This is a genomic window from Mycobacteroides chelonae CCUG 47445, assembly GCF_001632805.1.
Lineage (GTDB): Bacteria > Actinomycetota > Actinomycetes > Mycobacteriales > Mycobacteriaceae > Mycobacterium > Mycobacterium chelonae.
Genome location: NZ_CP007220.1, coordinates 3,974,344 through 3,991,333, shown reverse-complemented (window position 1 = coordinate 3,991,333; position 16,990 = coordinate 3,974,344). Strand labels below are relative to the sequence as shown.

16 protein-coding genes are annotated in these 16,990 nt (G+C 63.0%); 4 read left to right on the top strand and 12 right to left on the bottom strand.

The genetic code is table 11. The features are described 5' to 3' along the window. Positions 1-20: 20 nt before the first annotated feature. The 8 genes from BB28_RS19525 to BB28_RS19490 form a co-directional block, all read right to left on the bottom strand. Positions 21-1,292, bottom strand: coding sequence for a PucR family transcriptional regulator (locus tag BB28_RS19525; RefSeq protein WP_161581977.1), 1,272 nt, complete (start codon positions 1,290-1,292; stop codon positions 21-23). A gap of 283 nt (positions 1,293-1,575) precedes the next feature. Further along, on the bottom strand, positions 1,576-2,385 hold the full coding sequence (locus BB28_RS19520) for a hypothetical protein (RefSeq protein ID WP_085230472.1): 810 nt from the start codon (positions 2,383-2,385) through the stop codon (positions 1,576-1,578). Further along, entirely contained in the window at positions 2,385-3,077 is a 693-nt protein-coding gene (locus BB28_RS19515) for an MspA family porin (RefSeq protein WP_046255992.1), read from the bottom strand. Before BB28_RS19515 ends, BB28_RS19520 begins: the two co-directional genes overlap by 1 nt. Before the next feature lie 457 nt (positions 3,078-3,534). After that, positions 3,535-4,446 (bottom strand): LysR family transcriptional regulator, encoded by a 912-nt coding sequence (locus tag BB28_RS19510; RefSeq protein ID WP_075874148.1) that lies wholly within the window; start codon positions 4,444-4,446, stop codon positions 3,535-3,537. Between the two features lie 224 nt (positions 4,447-4,670). Beyond that, a complete protein-coding gene (locus BB28_RS19505) occupies positions 4,671-5,882 on the bottom strand; it encodes an RNA polymerase sigma factor (RefSeq protein WP_046254705.1) in 1,212 nt (403 codons plus the stop codon). Between the two features lie 6 nt (positions 5,883-5,888). Beyond that, positions 5,889-6,587 carry a YciI family protein gene (locus BB28_RS19500; RefSeq protein WP_046254704.1) on the bottom strand — a complete coding sequence of 233 codons (699 nt, stop codon included), beginning with the start codon at positions 6,585-6,587 and terminating at the stop codon, positions 5,889-5,891. A 124-nt stretch (positions 6,588-6,711) separates the two neighbouring features. After that, positions 6,712-7,590 carry a diacylglycerol kinase gene (locus BB28_RS19495; RefSeq protein WP_046255990.1) on the bottom strand — a complete coding sequence of 293 codons (879 nt, stop codon included), beginning with the start codon at positions 7,588-7,590 and terminating at the stop codon, positions 6,712-6,714. 5 nt (positions 7,591-7,595) lie between these two features. Then, complete coding sequence (locus tag BB28_RS19490; RefSeq protein WP_046254703.1) at positions 7,596-9,188, bottom strand: FAD-binding oxidoreductase; 1,593 nt, start codon at positions 9,186-9,188, stop codon at positions 7,596-7,598. A gap of 63 nt (positions 9,189-9,251) precedes the next feature. On the opposite strand from BB28_RS19490, the gene BB28_RS19485 reads away from it, so the two are divergent. After that, positions 9,252-9,851: a TetR/AcrR family transcriptional regulator gene (locus BB28_RS19485; protein ID WP_046254702.1), complete on the top strand. Its 600-nt coding sequence runs from the start codon at positions 9,252-9,254 to the stop codon at positions 9,849-9,851. 20 nt (positions 9,852-9,871) lie between these two features. Further along, a complete protein-coding gene (locus tag BB28_RS19480; protein ID WP_046254701.1) occupies positions 9,872-11,317 on the top strand; it encodes a glycerol-3-phosphate dehydrogenase/oxidase in 1,446 nt (481 codons plus the stop codon). Here BB28_RS19480 and BB28_RS19475 read toward each other — a convergent pair. The 4 genes from BB28_RS19475 to BB28_RS19460 all read right to left on the bottom strand — a co-directional run bounded on the left by BB28_RS19475 (position 11,296) and on the right by BB28_RS19460 (position 15,652). Continuing rightward, positions 11,296-12,156 carry a cyclopropane mycolic acid synthase family methyltransferase gene (locus BB28_RS19475; protein WP_046254700.1) on the bottom strand — a complete coding sequence of 287 codons (861 nt, stop codon included), beginning with the start codon at positions 12,154-12,156 and terminating at the stop codon, positions 11,296-11,298. The two genes, BB28_RS19480 and BB28_RS19475, sit on opposite strands and share 22 nt — an antisense overlap. Positions 12,157-12,334: 178 nt before the next feature. Next, positions 12,335-13,279, bottom strand: a complete 945-nt coding sequence (locus BB28_RS19470; protein ID WP_046254699.1) for an alpha/beta fold hydrolase — start codon at positions 13,277-13,279, stop codon at positions 12,335-12,337. A gap of 1 nt (position 13,280) precedes the next feature. Then, positions 13,281-14,585 carry an ABC1 kinase family protein gene (locus tag BB28_RS19465; protein WP_070933411.1) on the bottom strand — a complete coding sequence of 435 codons (1,305 nt, stop codon included), beginning with the start codon at positions 14,583-14,585 and terminating at the stop codon, positions 13,281-13,283. Positions 14,586-14,692: 107 nt separating this feature from the next. Next, entirely contained in the window at positions 14,693-15,652 is a 960-nt protein-coding gene (locus tag BB28_RS19460) for an alpha/beta fold hydrolase (RefSeq protein WP_046254697.1), read from the bottom strand. A gap of 276 nt (positions 15,653-15,928) precedes the next feature. Here BB28_RS19460 and rplJ point away from each other — a divergent pair, with 276 nt between their 5' ends. Together rplJ and rplL are read left to right on the top strand one after the other, a co-directional pair. Beyond that, complete coding sequence (gene rplJ, locus BB28_RS19455) at positions 15,929-16,456, top strand: 50S ribosomal protein L10 (protein ID WP_030096639.1); 528 nt, start codon at positions 15,929-15,931, stop codon at positions 16,454-16,456. Positions 16,457-16,520: 64 nt separating this feature from the next. After that, entirely contained in the window at positions 16,521-16,907 is a 387-nt protein-coding gene (gene rplL, locus BB28_RS19450) for a 50S ribosomal protein L7/L12 (protein ID WP_030096640.1), read from the top strand. Positions 16,908-16,990 lie beyond the last annotated feature (83 nt).

Below are 16,990 nucleotides of genomic sequence, written 5' to 3'. Positions count from 1 at the left end.
CATTGTCGGGGACCAGATATTTATCCGACGGCTTCTGCGGACTCTCCAAAAACGTTGGAAATCTCCAGAGCCAGACCAACTTTGATGACATTCCCCTCCAAAGGGGTGGGAAGCAGTGTGCGTATCTTGTCGAGTCGATTGACGATCGTGTTCCGATGTGCGTAGAGGGCTTCGGCAGTGCGTGCGATGTTCGAGCCGACACGCAGATACGTTCGCAAGGTGTCGCGCAACTCATTGCTGGCGGTGCTTAAACTTCCCAAGTTACGTATGACGAAGTCCCGCGCCATCGTTTCGTTGCCTGCGATGAGTGAAATCATTTCCAGTTCACGGTAACTGGCGACCTGAACATGCCGAGAAAGTCGGCACATCAACCGTTGTGCGGCCAACGCATCGACATGAGTGCCCCGGAAGCCGGACAGGCCGTCTGCCTGCGTGCCGACCGCCATTCTTACTCCGCGAATACATCTCAGCTCGCTGCGCAATGTATCTACATCTATATCGCCGGTCACCGAAAGCCATATCCAACGGGCCGTCGCGCCTGCGGGCACCACCAGCATTCGAGCCCCGCCCGACACACGTGCGAGTGCCTTCGTCGCGGGGTCGAACAGGTCGTATCGCCGTGTTTCAGACCACATGGCCACTGCTGCGTGCGGGCCGTCGATGTCATAGTCGAGTGGACCCTCAACCTTGATTGGCTCGTCGACTTGCGTACCGCTGAGCAGGTGCTTGATTGTCCTGATGCGTTGCGCCTCTCCGAGGCTGGAAATTCGGCTCTTTTCCAGATCCACCACGGTGTTCAAGCTATTCGCGACGTCATCGCAGTAGGTGAAGATCGATCGCGTGACGGCGTTCAGGTACTCACGAAGTTCATCGGGATTGGTGGTGAGTTCAAACGCTAGATTGGACCACACGCTCAGGTTTGCCCTCTTGCCCGCCTCGAGTATTTCCCGGACGGCGGGCTCCCATCCGTAGCTCGCGATATCGCGAGCTAGATCGATGCTTCCCGGCCCGCGGATGGGCGAGACACGTGCCCCGGGGTATCGCGTATTGGCGTAGACCCAGTGGTTGATGTTCAGCCGGACGTGTGCACGAACACCGCTGGCCAGATGCGGGTGTTGTTGAAGCATGGGTCGTGCCGCCCTCAACGTCGCCACTTCGACGGGGCAATAGAACTTCTGCGGGTTCTCCAGATATTTGCGAATGGCACATTTGATTAGTTGCCGGATCCGCTTGTGCGGGGGCTCCCATAGGTGATTATCTGCGCCGGTATCCGCCAAATAGTTCAGGCTCACGATCATGCTCTGTATGTCCCAACATTTTGACGCCTTTGGTATTTTTCCTGTTAAATACCGAATTTGATGCGTCTTGGATGTGTGCCCATGCTTGCTGTCGACCGAAATTCACGGTACTGCCGCGTGGTGGAGCAGTGCAAACCGAGGCGGTGTGAGGACGTCGTTGTGTCCAAGAAGGCAATAGCTGGCGAATATTATTCGCGATAGCGCAACGATGGTGATATCTCTACCGGCGACATGCTGTCGTGCCAGTTGGCCGGAGGCGCGACAGCATGCCGGAAATCTAGGGGGCAGGGTGGTAGCTGAATGAGATCTCGGTCGATTGTGCGTCCGCGTCGATGGTGAGTTCGTTCAGTGGCGAGAGACTCACGTCGACGGGGAGGGTGCCCCCATTGCCGTTCTTGGCGGTGGGGGCGGACAAGCTCCCGATTGTGCCCGACCCCTGGTCGTTCGACTTGATCGTCGTGGTTTGGCCCTCCGCCTGACCATGTGTTCCGGCGGGCAGTTTCAGGAAGAAGTCGTAGTTCGACGGGGCATTGAGGTTCTTGCGGTGGATGTAGAAATCTGCACCGCCATCCGGCAGTGGCGAGACGGTGTAGTCGGTGTCATTGGAGCGGTATGTGCCAACCCCGTTCGGTCCCCACTCGGCGGCCGTAAGGAGCATTTCATCGGGGAGGTGCACCACCACATCCTTGCCGGGCTGGTTGGTTCTCACGAAGATTCCGTTCCGTGCCCACACGGGGAAAGTCGCCTGAGTGCGAGGTTGGCTGTCCAGCAGCGGTTTACCGTTACCCGGGCCCATCTCGACGGGCACCGATGATGCGATGCGTGCGCCGCCAATCGGATTCACCCTGGCGGGTCCGTCCGGCTGGGCGTCAGTTGGTGGCGAGACCACAAGAGTCGGCTGGCCTCCCTGGCTACCCGGCGTCGCAACGACGACTATTGGAGCCGATCCGGCGACCGATGGGTTGGGTGCGGGTGCGATGGGGTCGGCCGAGGCAGTGGCGGTGCGCGCGATGATCGCCCCGCTGACAGCCACCGTGCACGCGATACGCATCCATTGATTGCTGCAGCTTCTGTATACGGAATTCATCAGAGATCCTTCGGGTCGCCGTAGATGGTCTGGGTGTTATTGCCGCGCGCGGTGCGGATCTTGATGGTGGCGTACGACTGAATCTTCACCTGGCCGCCGCAGCCATCGGCCTCGAGATTCTGATTGTTGAACTCGGAGACAACATTGGTGTCCCGCAAGTTGATTCGGTCGATGGGAACTTGCGCCAGGCCGCCGGGCTTGAGGAGTACGCGCAGGTTGCCGCCGATGCCGACACCCTGAGTCGCGATGGCGCCACCGAACGGGCCCGGCCCGCCGCCGAACTCCGTTAGTGTTGCGCCGCCGGCAATTCCGCCGCCCAGCTCGACTCCTGGCGAGGAATCGGTGCGGCATCCGACAAAGTAGCCGGACTCGAGCTGACCGTCTTGAATCGCGCTCGACCCACTGCCGGTGATGTTGGCCTCGGCCCTGAGGCTTACTCGGGCCTGCCACGAGTTGGACGCACCGGCGAGATTGTCTATGTGGTCGATGATTTCGTTTGACAAGGTGATATCGACCGTCCAGCCGTCCGCGGTGATGTACTGCTGCTGTTTGAATGGCATGACTTGGGGGTCGGCCAGGGCGTGGGGCCCGCCGGTCAGGAAGAAGGCCGTCGTCAGTGCCGCGACCGTAGTGAGCTGTCGGCCAGACGTCAGGCCTCGTGGCCGGGGTCGTGCGACATCGTGATTCTTCATCATGTCCTCTTCTCCTGACCGCCCCCCTGCGGGCGGCTGTTTAATCCGTGGTTCGTCCTGAGGCGGCGTGCCTTGAACGGTGTGTCGCGGCATTGAGACGACGACTAAAACGGCATTCGTGCAAAAGGCGCAGGAATTCTCTGTACCCAGCGCACACTTATATGGAAGAACTGCTTCTAAGCCGAACTAAAGTGAGTACCCTGGCTCCAATCGGGTAAATAGCCAAATGCCGAGTATTTATCCACAGGATTTAAGGCGACGCTGCCAATGTCGCAAAGAATGCCAGCAGGCGAGGTGGCTGCCAAGGTGTAAATTAACCAGATATTGTTGAGCAGATGTGCGTTGCGCCCAGTGCGGCATCATGACTTGTTGATGGCGTCGTCCTTGTGCAATTTTCACAAATCGCCGGTGAGTGATGTGCAAAAGAGTGCAGGATGGCGGCAGCGGGGATGGGCGCCTAGCGAAACAGGGCGATGGCGGTGTCTACCGCATCGCGCGCAACGGGGTCGTTCTTGATGAGCTCGGTATTCCACACCAGACAAGTAGCCAATGTGAAATCGAGGTCGCTGATGGGTAGGCAGACCGTCTCTGCCCAGCTGTAGGGGTTTTCGTCGGCGGTTGAAGCCATCGGAACCACATCGAACGCATCGCCGTTGGCGATCGCGGCACTGGCGGCGACGAGATTCCCCGGCGCGAGGTGCGCCAGTCTGAGGGTGCCGGAAGATTGCAGCGCAGCCTCGACTGATCGCCGGTATTCCGTTTCGGTGTCTCGCCGATCGCCGATGTAGGCGTGATCGAGTAACTCGGAGACCGTAATCGTGGCGCGTGATCCGAAGACGGCTTTGGAGAGCACCGCTGCCACCTGCGTTTGTTGGACAACCAGGCTGGCTAGAAGGGGGGATGCAGCAGCAGCTGGCCGCACGAATCCGAACCCGAGGTCCTGGTTGAGTACAGCGGTGATTATCGCGCTGCTTCCCCCGGGCCATTTGGCTAGCGTGAATCGATCGATATTGACCTTCTGGAGGCGCTCCAGTTTCGCGATGAGGACAGAAGGAAGCCAAGGCGGGATACCGTAGGCAACTGTCCGTCTAACTCTTGATTCGTCGAGAACGGCCTCCGGCAGTCTTTCAAACTGATCAAGGATCTTCTTGGCGGCCGGGAGTAGGCTGGCGCCGGCAGGCGTGAGTGTCACGCTCCGCGTGTCGCGGATGAATAGCTGGGTGTTCAGAAGCCTTTCCATGTCTCGGATCCGGCGGCTAAGCGGTGAGGTGGAAACATGGAGATCGCGCGCGGCCTGAGTGAAATTTAGTCTCGCTGCGACTGCCACAAAGCAGCGCAGGTCTTGTATCTCTAAGTCGCGCAAATCCACGGGACAATGATATATGAGCCTGCAAGGCAGGCGGCTGCTCAGATGTTTTCTTAATGTGCGAGTGTTTCCGTTTGAGCTATACAGTATGTCCGAAGTGGGCATACTGGCCGTAGGTGATTTGCACTCCGCATGATATTTCCTTACGTATATCGGCGGAATTTCTAGTAGATCGGCGATCCGATAATTTGAGATTCAAACAATAGAGAAATTGAACCGAACTATCGCTAACATTCGGCGATCCTCCGTTGCAGGAATGCCCGTCCCTGATCGGAGCCATTGGCCGCCAAGGCTGTTCGGTACCATTCGACCGCTTCGGCGTTGCGGCCGGCGCGGCGAAGCAGATCGGCGCGGACGGTGGCCGCCAGATTCGATCGCGCCAAGCGTGGATCGTGGGCGACCTTCTCCAGTGCGGCCAGTCCCGCGTCGGGGGTGTCGCGTAAGCCGATGGCCAACGCCCGATTTACCAGCACCACAGGTGATCCCGTCATCTGGGCGAGCCGGTCGTACGCCTGGCAGATGGTGTGCCAATCGGTTTCCTCCCAGGAGGGCGCGGTGGCGTGCAGGGCGGCGATCACCGCCTGCGGTAGATAGGGGCCGGTCGAGCCCGCGGCCTGCCGTAACTGGCTCAATCCACGGGCGATGCGCTCACTATCCCATCGGGTACGGTCCTGTTCCTCCAGGGGCACCAGCGCGCCGTCGCGATCCATGCGTTCCAGGCGTCGTGAATCATGAAGCAGTACCAGTGCGGCCAGTGCGTTGGCCTCTTTTTCCTGCGGCATGAGCTTGCTCAGCTCGCCGGCCAGCCGTGCCCCCTCGTCGCAGAGCTCGTCGCGAATCGCTGACGGCCCGCCCGTGGACCAGTAGCCCTCGGTGAAGACCGAATAGATGCAGCTGAGTACATGCGGGGTGCGTTCGGGCAGCAGCTCGGCGGGCGGCACCCGTAGGGGAATGTTCGCCGTGCGAATCTTGGCCTTGGCGCGGGTGATCCGCTGACCAATCGCGGCCTCGCTGTGCAGGAGTGCCCGGGCGATCTCGGCGACCGTCAGCCCCGACACCAGCCGCAGCGTGAGGGCCAACTGGGAGACTCGCTCGAGCGCGGGATGGGCGCAGGTGAACATCATCCGCAGTTCGTCATCGTGCACGTGCTGGGGATCGGAGACGTCGGTGCGGGCGGTGATGTCGTCGACCACGGCGGCCAATTCCTTTCCCGGACGCAGTGTCTCGCGCCGTAACCGGTCGCGCGCCCTGTTCCGTGCCACCGTGAGCAACCACCCGCCCGGATTGTCGGGTACACCGTCGCGTGGCCAGGTGCGCACAGCATCAGTGCATGCTTCCTGAACGGCGTCCTCGGCGACGGTGAGGTCTCCCGACCACCGTGCGATGGCGGCGACCGTTGGCCCCCACTCCCGCCGAAAGACGCCGTTCAGGCCGGTCATTCGGTGCTAGAAACCCGAGACGCCGGTGAGCTGCCGCAAGTGCACCGCCGATGCCGGCAGCTGCGAGGCCAGCTGGATGGCCTGGTCGCGGTCATCGGTGGTGAGCACGTAGAAACCGTTCGCGATCTCGGTTCCCTCGATGTACGGGCCGTCGGTGAGCACAGTCTCTCCATCGCGCACCCGGACCGTGGTGGCCGTGGACGGGGGATGCAGCGGTCCTGCGATCTTGATGTACCCACTTGCCTTCTCGCCGAACACCCCATGCTTGGCCGCCACGGTCTCCCATTCCGGGCTGCCCGGCACATGTGCGCGTTCTCCGGGCTCCAACAGCAGTGCGAGCCAACTCGTGGACCCCTGCCCTCCGAATTCCTGGGAGCAATGGACCAGCGGCCATACTTCCACCGCGCCCCGCTTGGCCTCCGGGATGTCCCGGGCCAGGGCAAGGGCGTCGTCGAGATTGTCCGCCTCCAATACGTAGTAGCCGTTTGCGACCTCGGCCCCCTCGGCGAACGGACCGTCGGTGATGACGGGGGCATCGGGTCCGCCGGTGATCCGGACGCTGTCGGCTTCGGGATACAGTGCATCGCCTGCGCGGATGACTGATGCTGCCTTGGCCTGAAAGTTCAAGTAATCCGTCAGTTCCTGCGCAGCCTCGTCGGGGGTGCGTTCCTGCTGGGGACCTATGAGTAGCGCGAGGTAATGCATGGTGGAGCCCTCCGTCGGTATCGGTGAGCGGAACTCTGCGATCCACTCTCTACCTGTCTGACGAACCGCGCATCACCGATCAGACACCTCACGGGAAAAAAATCTTCCGGATTCGGCGCAACGGTTAGGCGAAGACGGTCAGGGCTCCGGGAACCACATCGATATCGATCGGCAGGGGCGCCACCGGATCGCCGTCGGCATAGGCGGTGATGTCGGCGGCGGACAGCCGGACTCTCCGCGACCGGAAGGTACTGACCTCGGGCAGATCGACATGGGTGCCCTTGTAGACCGTGGGGGAGAGCCGCAGCAGGCGCAGCCGTCCGCCCGCGGCCACCACGGTCACATCCAGCAGCCCGTCGTCCAAAATGGCATGGGGACAGATGCGCATTCCGCCGCCATACGAGGTTCCGTTTCCGACCGCGACCAGGGTGACATCGGTCTCGATCACCTGATCATCCAATTCGATACGGAACGGTAGCGGCCGCAGCTTCGCCGCTTCCAACGCCATGGCGATGTCATAACGGCGACGGCCACGGGGCCAGCTCATCCGATTGGCACGATCATTGACCAACGAGTCGAATCCCGATGCCACCACGGTGGCGAACCAGGTTGTGTGTCCGTTGTATTGCACGCGCCCGCAGTCGATCACCCGGGTGTTGCCGGACGCGATCACGTCGGCGGCGGCAATCGGGTCGCCCAGCGGGATGTCCAGCATGCGGGCGCAATCATTTCCGGTGCCGATGGGGATTACGCCCAGCGCCACCGGGGTGGATGCGACCGCCTGCAGCGCGATGCTCACCAGCCCGTCTCCGCCCGCGGCGACGATCCCGCGGGCGCCCGTGCGGGCGGCTTCCTGGGCAAGTGCGTGCGATTCCGATGCCGACGACGCGGCGTGATGCGTCACCGTCAGCCCGCGCGCTCGCAGATGCGCGATGGCAGCCTCGGCTGCCTGCGCTGCGCCGTGGCCGGCTGCTGGATTCGTCAGGACGGTGAGGTGGGTCATCGGCATTACTCGCTGACAGGAATAAGCTTGCCGGGGTTGAGAATTCCCCGCGGATCGACGGTTCGCTTCACCGCCTGCAGTATCTCGATACCGAGCTCGCCGACCTCATCGACAAGCCACGGCTGATGATCGCGCCCTACCGCGTGATGGTGGGTGATGGTGCCACCCGCGGCGACGATGGCGTCACCCGCGGCCTTCTTGGCCTTGCCCCATTGGGTCATCGGATCCTCGGCGGCCGCGCACACCACGGTGAAGTAGAGCGAGGCGCCGGTGCGATAGGTGTGCGAAATATGGCACAACGCCAATGGTGGGGTGCCTTGGGCGCCAAGGGCTTCAGACAGTGCCGTGGTGACCGCCGTACGCAGGGTAGTGAGGTTCCGCCATGAGGTCGCGGTCTCCAACGTCTCCACCACCGCGCCGGCGTCGATGAGGGCATCGCGCAGGTACGGTGCATCGAAACGGCCGTGATCCCAGGCCTTGCCGGGCTCGTCGCCGAGCGCGGTGCCACCGGCGGCGGTGAGAACGGCCGCCACTTCGGCCGAGCGGGCCGCGACATGTCCCTGGGTGCCCTCGACAGTGGTGATCGCCAGCACTCCGGTGGCAGGGTTCTTCCCGCCGATGTCCTTGGCCAGCGCGAGATTGAGTCCGCTTTCGGCTTCATCGGACAGCCGCAGCACGGTGGGCGCGGCATCGGACTGGACCAGCGTGCGCAGCGCCTGAGCCCCGGCATCGAAGGAGGGGAAGGACCAGCCCTGGTACCAGGTGTCCTCGGGAAGCCGATGCACGCGCACCGTCACCTCGGTGATGATGCCGAGGGCACCTTCCGATCCCAGGAAGAGCTGCCGCAGGTCGGGGCCGGCTGCCGACGCGGGCGCCCTGCCCAGCTCCAGATCACCGCGCGGGGTGGCGATCCGGACCGCGTCCACCATCGCGTCGAAGCGCCCGTATCCGCTGGAGGCCTGCCCGGAGGAGCGGGTGGCGGCGAAACCGCCAATGCTCGCGAACCGGAAGCTCTGGGGGAAGTGCCCAAGTGAGAAGCCCTTGGCGCCAAGGAGTTCCTCGGCTTCCGGGCCTGTCGTTCCCGGCAGCAGCACGGCGGTTCCGGATTCCTCGTCGAGGGAGACCAGGCCGGACATCCTTCGCAGATCCACGGCGATGACCGCGGTGAATCCGCCGCGCTCGGGGTCCAGCCCGCCGACCACGCTGGTGCCGCCGCCGAACGGTACGACCGCGATGTCCCGCTCGTCGCACAGCGTGAGGAGAGCGCGGACCTCCTCATGTGATGCCGGGTAGACGATGGCGTCCGGGGCTTCCTGGACGTCGGTGGAGCGTCGGCGCAACAGGTCCGGGGTGCTCTTGCCGCCCGCATGTCGCAACCGGGCGCCGTGATCGGTGCGTACATGCTCCGTGCCGAGCAGTTCGGACAGAGCGCCCAGCTGTTCTTTTGTGAGTGAGCCGGGGGACAACGTGACGGTCGACTCGTCGCGGCTGACCGGATCCCGTTCGGGAATGCCCAGCGCCGACGCCAAGAGCGCCTTCACCTGAGGTGAGAGAGTCTGTCGTTTTTCGGCCACGCCCCAGGCGTCCCACTCCATCATGCGTTACAGTATTACATACGATGGCAAGTTGTAACGCAGGTTTCTGGGAGAGGGTGAGGTGACATGACGGTCGAGACCACTGATATCGCCGGGGTCGCGGAGATACCGGCGGATGCCGTCACCGAACGCATCCTGGATGCGGCGTTGTCGTGCGTCACCGAGTTCGGAGTGCGCCGCACCACGCTGGTCGAGGTCGCCAAACGCGCCGGTGTCAGCCGTCCGTCGGTGTATCGGCGCTGGCCCGATGTGCGCTCCCTGGTGGCCGACCTGCTGACGCGGGAAATGGCGTCGATCCTTCCCGCGACCGGACAGGGGCACGCACGCGATCGCCTGGTCCAGTCGGTGACAGGACTGGTCACCCAGGTACGCGAGCATTCGATTTTCGCGGCGATCCTGCGATCGGACCCCGAACTTCTCCTGACCTACATCGTGCGGCGACTGGGGACCAGCCAGCGTGCGCTCATCGGCTGGACAGCGATGCTCATCGCCGACGGCCAGGGCGACGGATCGATTCGTGGCGGGGCCCCGGAGCAGATGGCGGCGATGGTGCTGCTCATCGGCCAATCGGTTCTCCAGTCGGCGCGCATCGTCACCGACATCATGTCGCCGGACGAGCTGGTGCACGAATTGGCCACTGCCATCGACGGATATCTCAAGGTTTGATCTGCCCCTTAGGAGAATTCATGACAACCCAGCTCAACAGCACGCGGCGCGGCGCTGATCTTGCGGCGCTGGCCGGTGGCGCTCCGGTTGACGTCCTCGTCATCGGCGGCGGTATCACCGGCGTCGGGGTGGCACTCGACGCGGCGAGCCGAGGACTGCGGGTCACCCTGGTCGAAAAGCATGACTTGGCTTTCGGGACAAGCAGATTCAGCTCGAAGCTGGTGCACGGCGGATTGCGCTACCTCGCTTCGGGCCAGGTGGGCATCGCGCGGGAGAGCGCGATTGAGCGGCACATCCTCATGACGCGTACCGCTCCACATCTCATTCACCCTCTCGCGCAAGTTGTTCCGTTGCACCCGGCGGTGAGCATGTTCAGCCGCACACTGGTGCGGGTGGGATTCGTGGCGGGAGACGGGCTACGTAAACTCGCGCACACCTCGGCCGATGTACTGCCGCGCTCACGCGCCATCGATGCGGGTGAAGTGATTCGCCGTGCCCCAACGGTGCGGCGCAATGGGCTTCGCGGTGGCCTGATGGCCTTCGACGGCCAGCTCGTCGACGATGCGCGGTTAGTGGTGTCGATCGCGCGCACAGCGGCGGGACTGGGCGCCCGGATCCTCACCCGTGTCTCCGCCGAGGAGGTCACCGGAGACGGTGCGGTGCTTCGCGACGAGCTGACCGGCAATACCGTCCGGGTGCAGGCTGGTTTGGTTATCAACGCCGCCGGGGTGTGGGCCGGCCAAGTCGATCATGGCATCAAGCTGCGTCCTAGCCGTGGCACGCACCTGGTCTTCCGGGCTGCCAGCTTCGGCGGACTTACCGCGGCCCTGACTGTTCCGGTGCCCGGCACGATCAATCGTTTCGTGTTCGCGCTGCCGGCCATCCACGATCGGGTGTATCTCGGTCTCACCGATGAACCGGCACCCGGACCGATACCGGATGTGGCCGAACCCTCTGCGTCCGAAGAGCAGTTCCTCCTCGATACCGTGAACACGGTGCTGCAGACCTCACTGTCCGAATCCGATGTGGTGGGACGTTTTGCGGGGCTGCGGCCCCTGCTTGACGGGGATGATTCCGCGACCGCCGACCTGTCCCGTAAGCACGCGGTCCGGGTATCGGATTCGGGTGTGGTCAGCGTGGTGGGCGGCAAGCTGACCACCTATCGCAAGATGGCTCAGGACGCGTTGGACGCGGGCCTGGAACGCCGGCCGCTGGCGGCTTCGGAGTGTGTGACACAGAACCTGGCGGTGGTCGATGATTGGCCGGGCTCCGTTGGTGCCCAGTTGATTAGCGGTGTCGGCATCACCCGCGAACAAGTCGAATTCGCGCTCACCCATGAGGGCGCGCTCGACACCGATGACATTCTTGATCGTCGTACCCGTATCGGGCTCGTGCCCGCCGACAAGGAACTGGCAGCCGGCGCGGTCCAGGGTCTCGTCGACTCCTACTTCTCGCAGGTGAACTGAACGACGTCGATCCAGCCTTCCCGGAAGGCATCGGCACAGCCCGTCAGGTATTTGATATATCGATCGTAAACCTCTTGGGACTGAAGGGAAATCGCTTCGTCCTTATGCGCTACGAGGTTCTCGGCCCAGCAGTCCAGGGTGCGCGCATAGTGCGGTTGCAGGCACTGGTGGCGCGTTATGTGGAAGTCTGCCAGCGCGGCGTGCTGATCCACCATCGGGACGGAAGGTAAACGGCCACCGGGGAATATCTCGGTCATCATGAAGTGCATGAATCGGACCCGCGACATCAGGAGCGGAATGCCCATGCGCTTCAGTTCCTCGGGGTGATAACTGACGATGGTGTGCAGCAACATCTTTCCGTCATCCGGCAGTATCCGGTGCGCCATCGAGAAGAAGCTGTCATACCGCTCGTGGCCGAAATGCTCGAAGGCCCCGATGCTGACTATCCGGTCTACGGTGCCGTCGAACTCCTCCCACCCGGCCAGTCGCACCTCATGGGTACGCGAACTCTCGACGGAGTCGAGAAGGTTGGTGACATGCGTAAATTGATTCTTGCTGAGGGTGAGGCCGATGACGTTGACGTCGTAGTGTTCGAGAGCGCGCCTCAGGGTGGAACCCCAACCGCAGCCCACGTCCAGCAGGGTCATCCCGGGCTCCAAGCCCAACTTTCCGAGTGCGAGGTCGATCTTGGCCTGCTGTGCCTGCTCGAGCGTCAGGGTCTCAGGCTCGAAATATGCGCAGCTGTAGGTTCGGCTGGGGTCGAGAAACAGTGCGAAGAAGTCGTCGGACAGGTCGTAATGCGCTTGTACATCGGAGAATTTTGGGGTCAATTTAGACATAGGGCGACCTCCCATGAGGATGGCGCGATGCCCCGAGCGGCGCGCGAGCGATTGGTGGACGTTGGTGCTGGCTGATGTCCCGTGCCGAGGCTAGAGCAAGATTGTTGCAGGTACAAGGGAAATGGACATATTTAGCAAGGGGTTTGATCTGCGCGAGATCGTTCCCTACGGGTGCTAATTAGCGACCCGCCGCCTCAGATTCCGTCTCGTCCTGCGCCGGTTCCGATCGGGCGAAGTTCTCGGTGAGCTTGGCGATGACGCGGCCCCACAGTGGTTCGGGCAGATCGTGGCCCATTCCGTCGATCAGCGCCAAACGTGCGCCGGGAATGGCCCGGGCGATGGCACGCGCGCCCGACGGACGCATCAGCTTGTCGGCCCTGCCGTGCAAAACCAGTGCGGGGGAGGTGATTCGGTTGTCGAAAGGTGCCAGGTTGCCGGTTCCCATGATCGCGGCGAACTGCCGGGCGAACCCCTTGGGGTAGTAGCTGCGATCGTAGTACTCGGCAGCGTGCAGATATGACTTCGCTTGAGACTGGCGGTATTTCGGGCTGCCGATGGTCCGGCCCACCTGCACGCTGTTGGCGATGATCTCCTCGCGGGTGGCGCCGGCCGGCGGGGGTTTCAGCAACGCCATCAGCTGGCGTGGCCCGGGCGGGGGCAGGAAGGGCTGGTTGTTGCTCGACATGATGATGGTGACCGTTTGCGTCCGGTCGGGATGCTCGGCGGCGAAGACCTGGGCGATCATGCCGCCCATCGAGGCGCCCACGATGTGTGCCTGTTCGATACTGAGGTGATCGAGCAGACCGGCGGCGTCCGCCGCCATATCCACCAAGGTGTAGGCAGTATCGGTGATCTTCACGCCGGCAAGGAATTTCGCCATGGTCGGAATGAGTGCACCGCCCCCGGCACGCACCCCGTCCAGCTTGGTGGACAGACCGCAGTCGCGATTGTCGAAGCGAATGACACGGTAACCCTGGCCGGCGAGCTGCTGGCAGAATTCGGTACGCCAGAAGACCATCTGCGCGCCGATGCCCATGATGAGCAGTACCGCGGGGTCGGCCGGATTGCCGAACTCCTCGAAACACAGTTCGATATCGCCGACCTTGGCGGTGCTGGCTGTCATCTCAGATATCTCCCTCGCGGTTGTGCTCACGGCTGATATCGACAATGAAATTGCCGAAGTAGCCCTTGAGTTCCGGGTCTTCCATCATCTGCCAGCGTGGGGCCAGCAGCTTCATGTATCGCTCGACGTACAGGAATTGCTTGCCGATGAGCACCAACTCACGGGGAAGCTTCACGTCGTACTGCTCGGCGAGTGCCGACAGTTGCTTGCCGATCTCCGAATATGACATGTCGCCAAGGGATTTCATCGTGAGCGGGGTAGTGAAGGCCTGGATGTCCCGGGTGCCTTTGTCGGCGTCGCCGGGATTGCCGACGGCGCCCAACAGCACCACGATCTTGCCCGCGGCGCGATGATCCTTCTTGACCAGCAGCGCGTGAATCAGCTCGCGCAACAGCCAGCGGGTCCGTGGGTCGATGAAGCCGACGATGCCGAAGTCCAGGAACACGATCCGGCCCTCGTCGTCCACCAGAAGATTTCCCGCATGCAGGTCGCCATGGAACAAGCCCTGACGCAGTCCGGACTCGAACACCGAGAACAACAGCGACTTCACCAGTTCGGTGCCGTCGAATCCCGCCTTCCGAATGGCCGGGGCGTCGTCGATGCGGATGCCGTGCACCCGCTCCATGGTGAGCACTCTGGAGGTTGTGTAATGCCAGTGCACATCCGGCACCCGGATGTTCTTGCCGAGCGACGAGGTGTGCAGGTGCTCCACCCAGGTCTGCATGGCCTGGCCCTCGGCGAGGAAGTCCAGCTCCTCGGACAGGTTTCCGGAGAAATCGTCTACCACATCGCGGGCCGAGAGCATCCGGCCAACCTTGCCCAGTTCCAGCAGCGCCGCGCCGCGTTTCATGATCTGCAGGTCGGCGGCCACCCGGCGCCGGATTCCCGGGCGCTGGATCTTGACCACCACGTCCTCACCGGAATGCAGTGTCGCGTAATGCACCTGGGCGATCGACGCGGATGCGAACGGTTCGGTGTCAAAGCTGGCGAAGAGCTTTTCGGGTTCATCTCCGAGCTCGGAGATGATGAGTTCACGGACCTGGACGGAATCGGCGGGTGGCACGCGGTCCAGCAGCCCGCGGAATTCACGAGAGAGTGGCTCGCCGAACGCGCCCGGGCTGGACGCGATGATCTGGCCGAGCTTGACGTACGTGGGGCCGAGGTCGGAGAAGGTCTGCGGAAGCTCGGCGATGAGCTTCTGCTCGAGGCTGCCCTTTTTGGTGATCTTGCCTAGTACTCGCCCCGCGGTGCGGGCGACCTGCCAGCCGGTCGTGCCCAGCCGCGCGGCCTCGGAGAGCAACGCCACGCGCCCAAGCGGCGCAACCTGACGTCCACGGCCTTCACCTACGCTCCGGCCGGAACGTTCTTGGGCAGTCATGAAATGCAAGTGTGCCGCATCATGCCCGTGCGGCCCTAGTCAGTCCTGCACGCGGTCCCCCGCGAGGGACGGGCGGCCTGGTCGAAAGTTGCCAACAACTCCGAGGTCACCGGCTCCCACACGGGCTCGGGCAGATCGTGGCCCATGCCGTCGATGAGCGCGAATCGTGAGTTCCTGATGTTCTTGGCCACCACCCGGCCGTTCTGGTACGGCACCAGCGGGTCGTTTCGGCCATGGATTACCACCGTTGGCGCGGTGATGGCCCGCGTGAAGCGCAGCAGGCTGCCGGTGCCCAAAATGGCGTCGAATTGGCGCACGGTGCCCACCTTGTAGTCACTGCGGGCCCTGTGGGCGAGGATGCGCCGCCGCAGCTCCTCGCGGGAGGGCAGGTTGTCGGGCCCGTTGTAGACGATGCCGTTGTTCACCTCGAACTCGAGCCATTCCTCGGCAGTCGCGTTCTTACCGGGGGCGGTCATGGCCGTTTTGATCAATTCCCAGGACGGCAATCGGGAGAACGGGCGGCCGGTCGCCGAATAGATGATGCCGACGGAATTGACGCGCTCGGGGTACGTGCCCGCGAAGACCTGCACGATCATTCCGCCCATCGAGGCGCCAGCGATATGCACCGTGTCCAGCTCAAGGTGGTCGACGAGGGTGCGGACATCCTCGGCCATGTCGATAAGGGTGTACGGCACCGCACTGCCCAGGCCAAAGGCATAGCGCACGACCCGGCGCTGAACCGATCCCGGCGCCTTGTGGCCATCGAGTTTCGTCGACAGCCCGCAGTCGCGATTGTCGAAGCGGATGACCCGATAGCCACGGTCGAGGAGCTGCCGGCAGAATCCGTCCGGCCACATCGGGAGCTGCGCCGCTACTCCCATCACCAGGATCACCGCCGGATCGGCGGGGTTCCCCAGGTCTTCGTAGAAGAGCTCGATATCGCCGTTACGTGCGATGCCTGTTCGGGTGGGGACTTCGGAGGACAGCGGCACCATTCCTGGATACCACGCCGTTTTGGATGATCGCCCTCATCTGCGGTAATCTGGCCCAGCTCCACCGAAGACCGTCGGTCACCTCTTACGAGGTTGAAGGTCCAGGACTCGTCCTGGCGGCCCACGCAGGAGGACGAGGTTAAACCCACGGACCAAAAGTCTGCGGATTTTCACGCCCCGACCTGTCTGCGTCGGGGCGTTCGTCATTTCAGACACCTTCTCGATCTTGGACCGTCTTGTCTTGGGTGCAGCGACCGAAACGAGATGAGGAGGCAATACATGGCCAAGACTGAAAAGGTCACCGCCGTTGCCGAGATCACCGAGCAGTTCAAGGATTCGACTGCGACCGTGATCACCGAGTACCGCGGCCTGTCGGTGTCCGCTCTGGCCACCCTGCGTCGCTCTCTCGGAGCTTCCGCCACCTACTCCGTCGCCAAGAACACGCTGGTCAAGCGTGCGGCTTCGGAGGCTGGCGTGGAGGGCCTGGACGAACTGTTCACCGGCCCAACGGCAATCGCGTTCATCAAGGGCGAGCCCGTGGACGCTGCGAAGGCCATCAAGACCTTCGCGAAAGACAACAAGGCCCTGATCATCAAGGGCGGCTACATGGATGGCCGCGCTTTGTCAGTTGCCGAGGTTGAGCGCATCGCCGATCTGGAATCGCGCGAGGTGCTGCTGGCCAAGCTGGCCGGCGCAATGAAGGGCAACCTGGCCAAGGCCGCCGGGCTGTTCAACGCCCCGGCGTCCCAGGTTGCGCGCCTGGCCGCCGCCCTGCAGGAAAAGAAGGCCAGCGAAGAGGCAGCGTAAGAGCGCCCCTTCGATACGCCAGTACCAACCAAACCTGTTGTAAATCAAGGAAGGAACCAACATCATGGCAAAGCTGAGCACCGAGGAACTGATCGATGCTTTCAAGGAGCTGACGCTGCTTGAGCTGTCCGAGTTCGTCAAGACCTTCGAAGAGGTCTTCGAGGTCACCGCTGCCGCTCCGGTCGCCGTTGCCGCCGCCGGTGGCGCTGCCCCGGCCGCCGAGGCTGCCGAAGAGCAGAGCGAGTTCGACGTCATCCTGGAGAGCGCCGGCGACAAGAAGATCGGCGTTATCAAGGTTGTGCGCGAGATCGTCTCCGGCCTGGGTCTGAAGGAAGCCAAGGACCTGGTCGACAGCGCCCCCAAGCCGCTGCTCGAGAAGGTTGCCAAGGAGGCCGCCGACGACGCCAAGGCCAAGCTCGAGGCCGCCGGCGCGACGATCACCGTCAAGTAGTTCGCAGTACGTTTCGAATCCCGGCCCCTGGGAGTCTTCGGACTTCCAGGGGCCGGTTTCGTTTTCAACCCGCACACTCGGGG

Excerpts from the sequence above, each read along its gene's own strand:
- BB28_RS19495 (WP_046255990.1), bottom strand. The coding sequence starts at position 7,590 with ATGACCCACCTCACCGTCCTGACGAATCCAGCAGCCGGCCACGGCGCA.
- BB28_RS19490 (WP_046254703.1), bottom strand. The coding sequence starts at position 9,188 with ATGATGGAGTGGGACGCCTGGGGCGTGGCCGAAAAACGACAGACTCTC.
- BB28_RS19475 (WP_046254700.1), bottom strand. The coding sequence starts at position 12,156 with ATGTCTAAATTGACCCCAAAATTCTCCGATGTACAAGCGCATTACGAC.
- BB28_RS19485 (WP_046254702.1), top strand. The coding sequence starts at position 9,252 with ATGACGGTCGAGACCACTGATATCGCCGGGGTCGCGGAGATACCGGCG.
- BB28_RS19480 (WP_046254701.1), top strand. The coding sequence starts at position 9,872 with ATGACAACCCAGCTCAACAGCACGCGGCGCGGCGCTGATCTTGCGGCG.
- rplL (WP_030096640.1), top strand. The coding sequence starts at position 16,521 with ATGGCAAAGCTGAGCACCGAGGAACTGATCGATGCTTTCAAGGAGCTG.
- BB28_RS19500 (WP_046254704.1), bottom strand. The coding sequence starts at position 6,587 with ATGCATTACCTCGCGCTACTCATAGGTCCCCAGCAGGAACGCACCCCC.
- BB28_RS19515 (WP_046255992.1), bottom strand. The coding sequence starts at position 3,077 with ATGAAGAATCACGATGTCGCACGACCCCGGCCACGAGGCCTGACGTCT.
- BB28_RS19470 (WP_046254699.1), bottom strand. The coding sequence starts at position 13,279 with ATGACAGCCAGCACCGCCAAGGTCGGCGATATCGAACTGTGTTTCGAG.
- BB28_RS19520 (WP_085230472.1), bottom strand. The coding sequence starts at position 2,385 with ATGAATTCCGTATACAGAAGCTGCAGCAATCAATGGATGCGTATCGCG.
- rplJ (WP_030096639.1), top strand. The coding sequence starts at position 15,929 with ATGGCCAAGACTGAAAAGGTCACCGCCGTTGCCGAGATCACCGAGCAG.
- BB28_RS19505 (WP_046254705.1), bottom strand. The coding sequence starts at position 5,882 with ATGACCGGCCTGAACGGCGTCTTTCGGCGGGAGTGGGGGCCAACGGTC.
- BB28_RS19460 (WP_046254697.1), bottom strand. The coding sequence starts at position 15,652 with ATGGTGCCGCTGTCCTCCGAAGTCCCCACCCGAACAGGCATCGCACGT.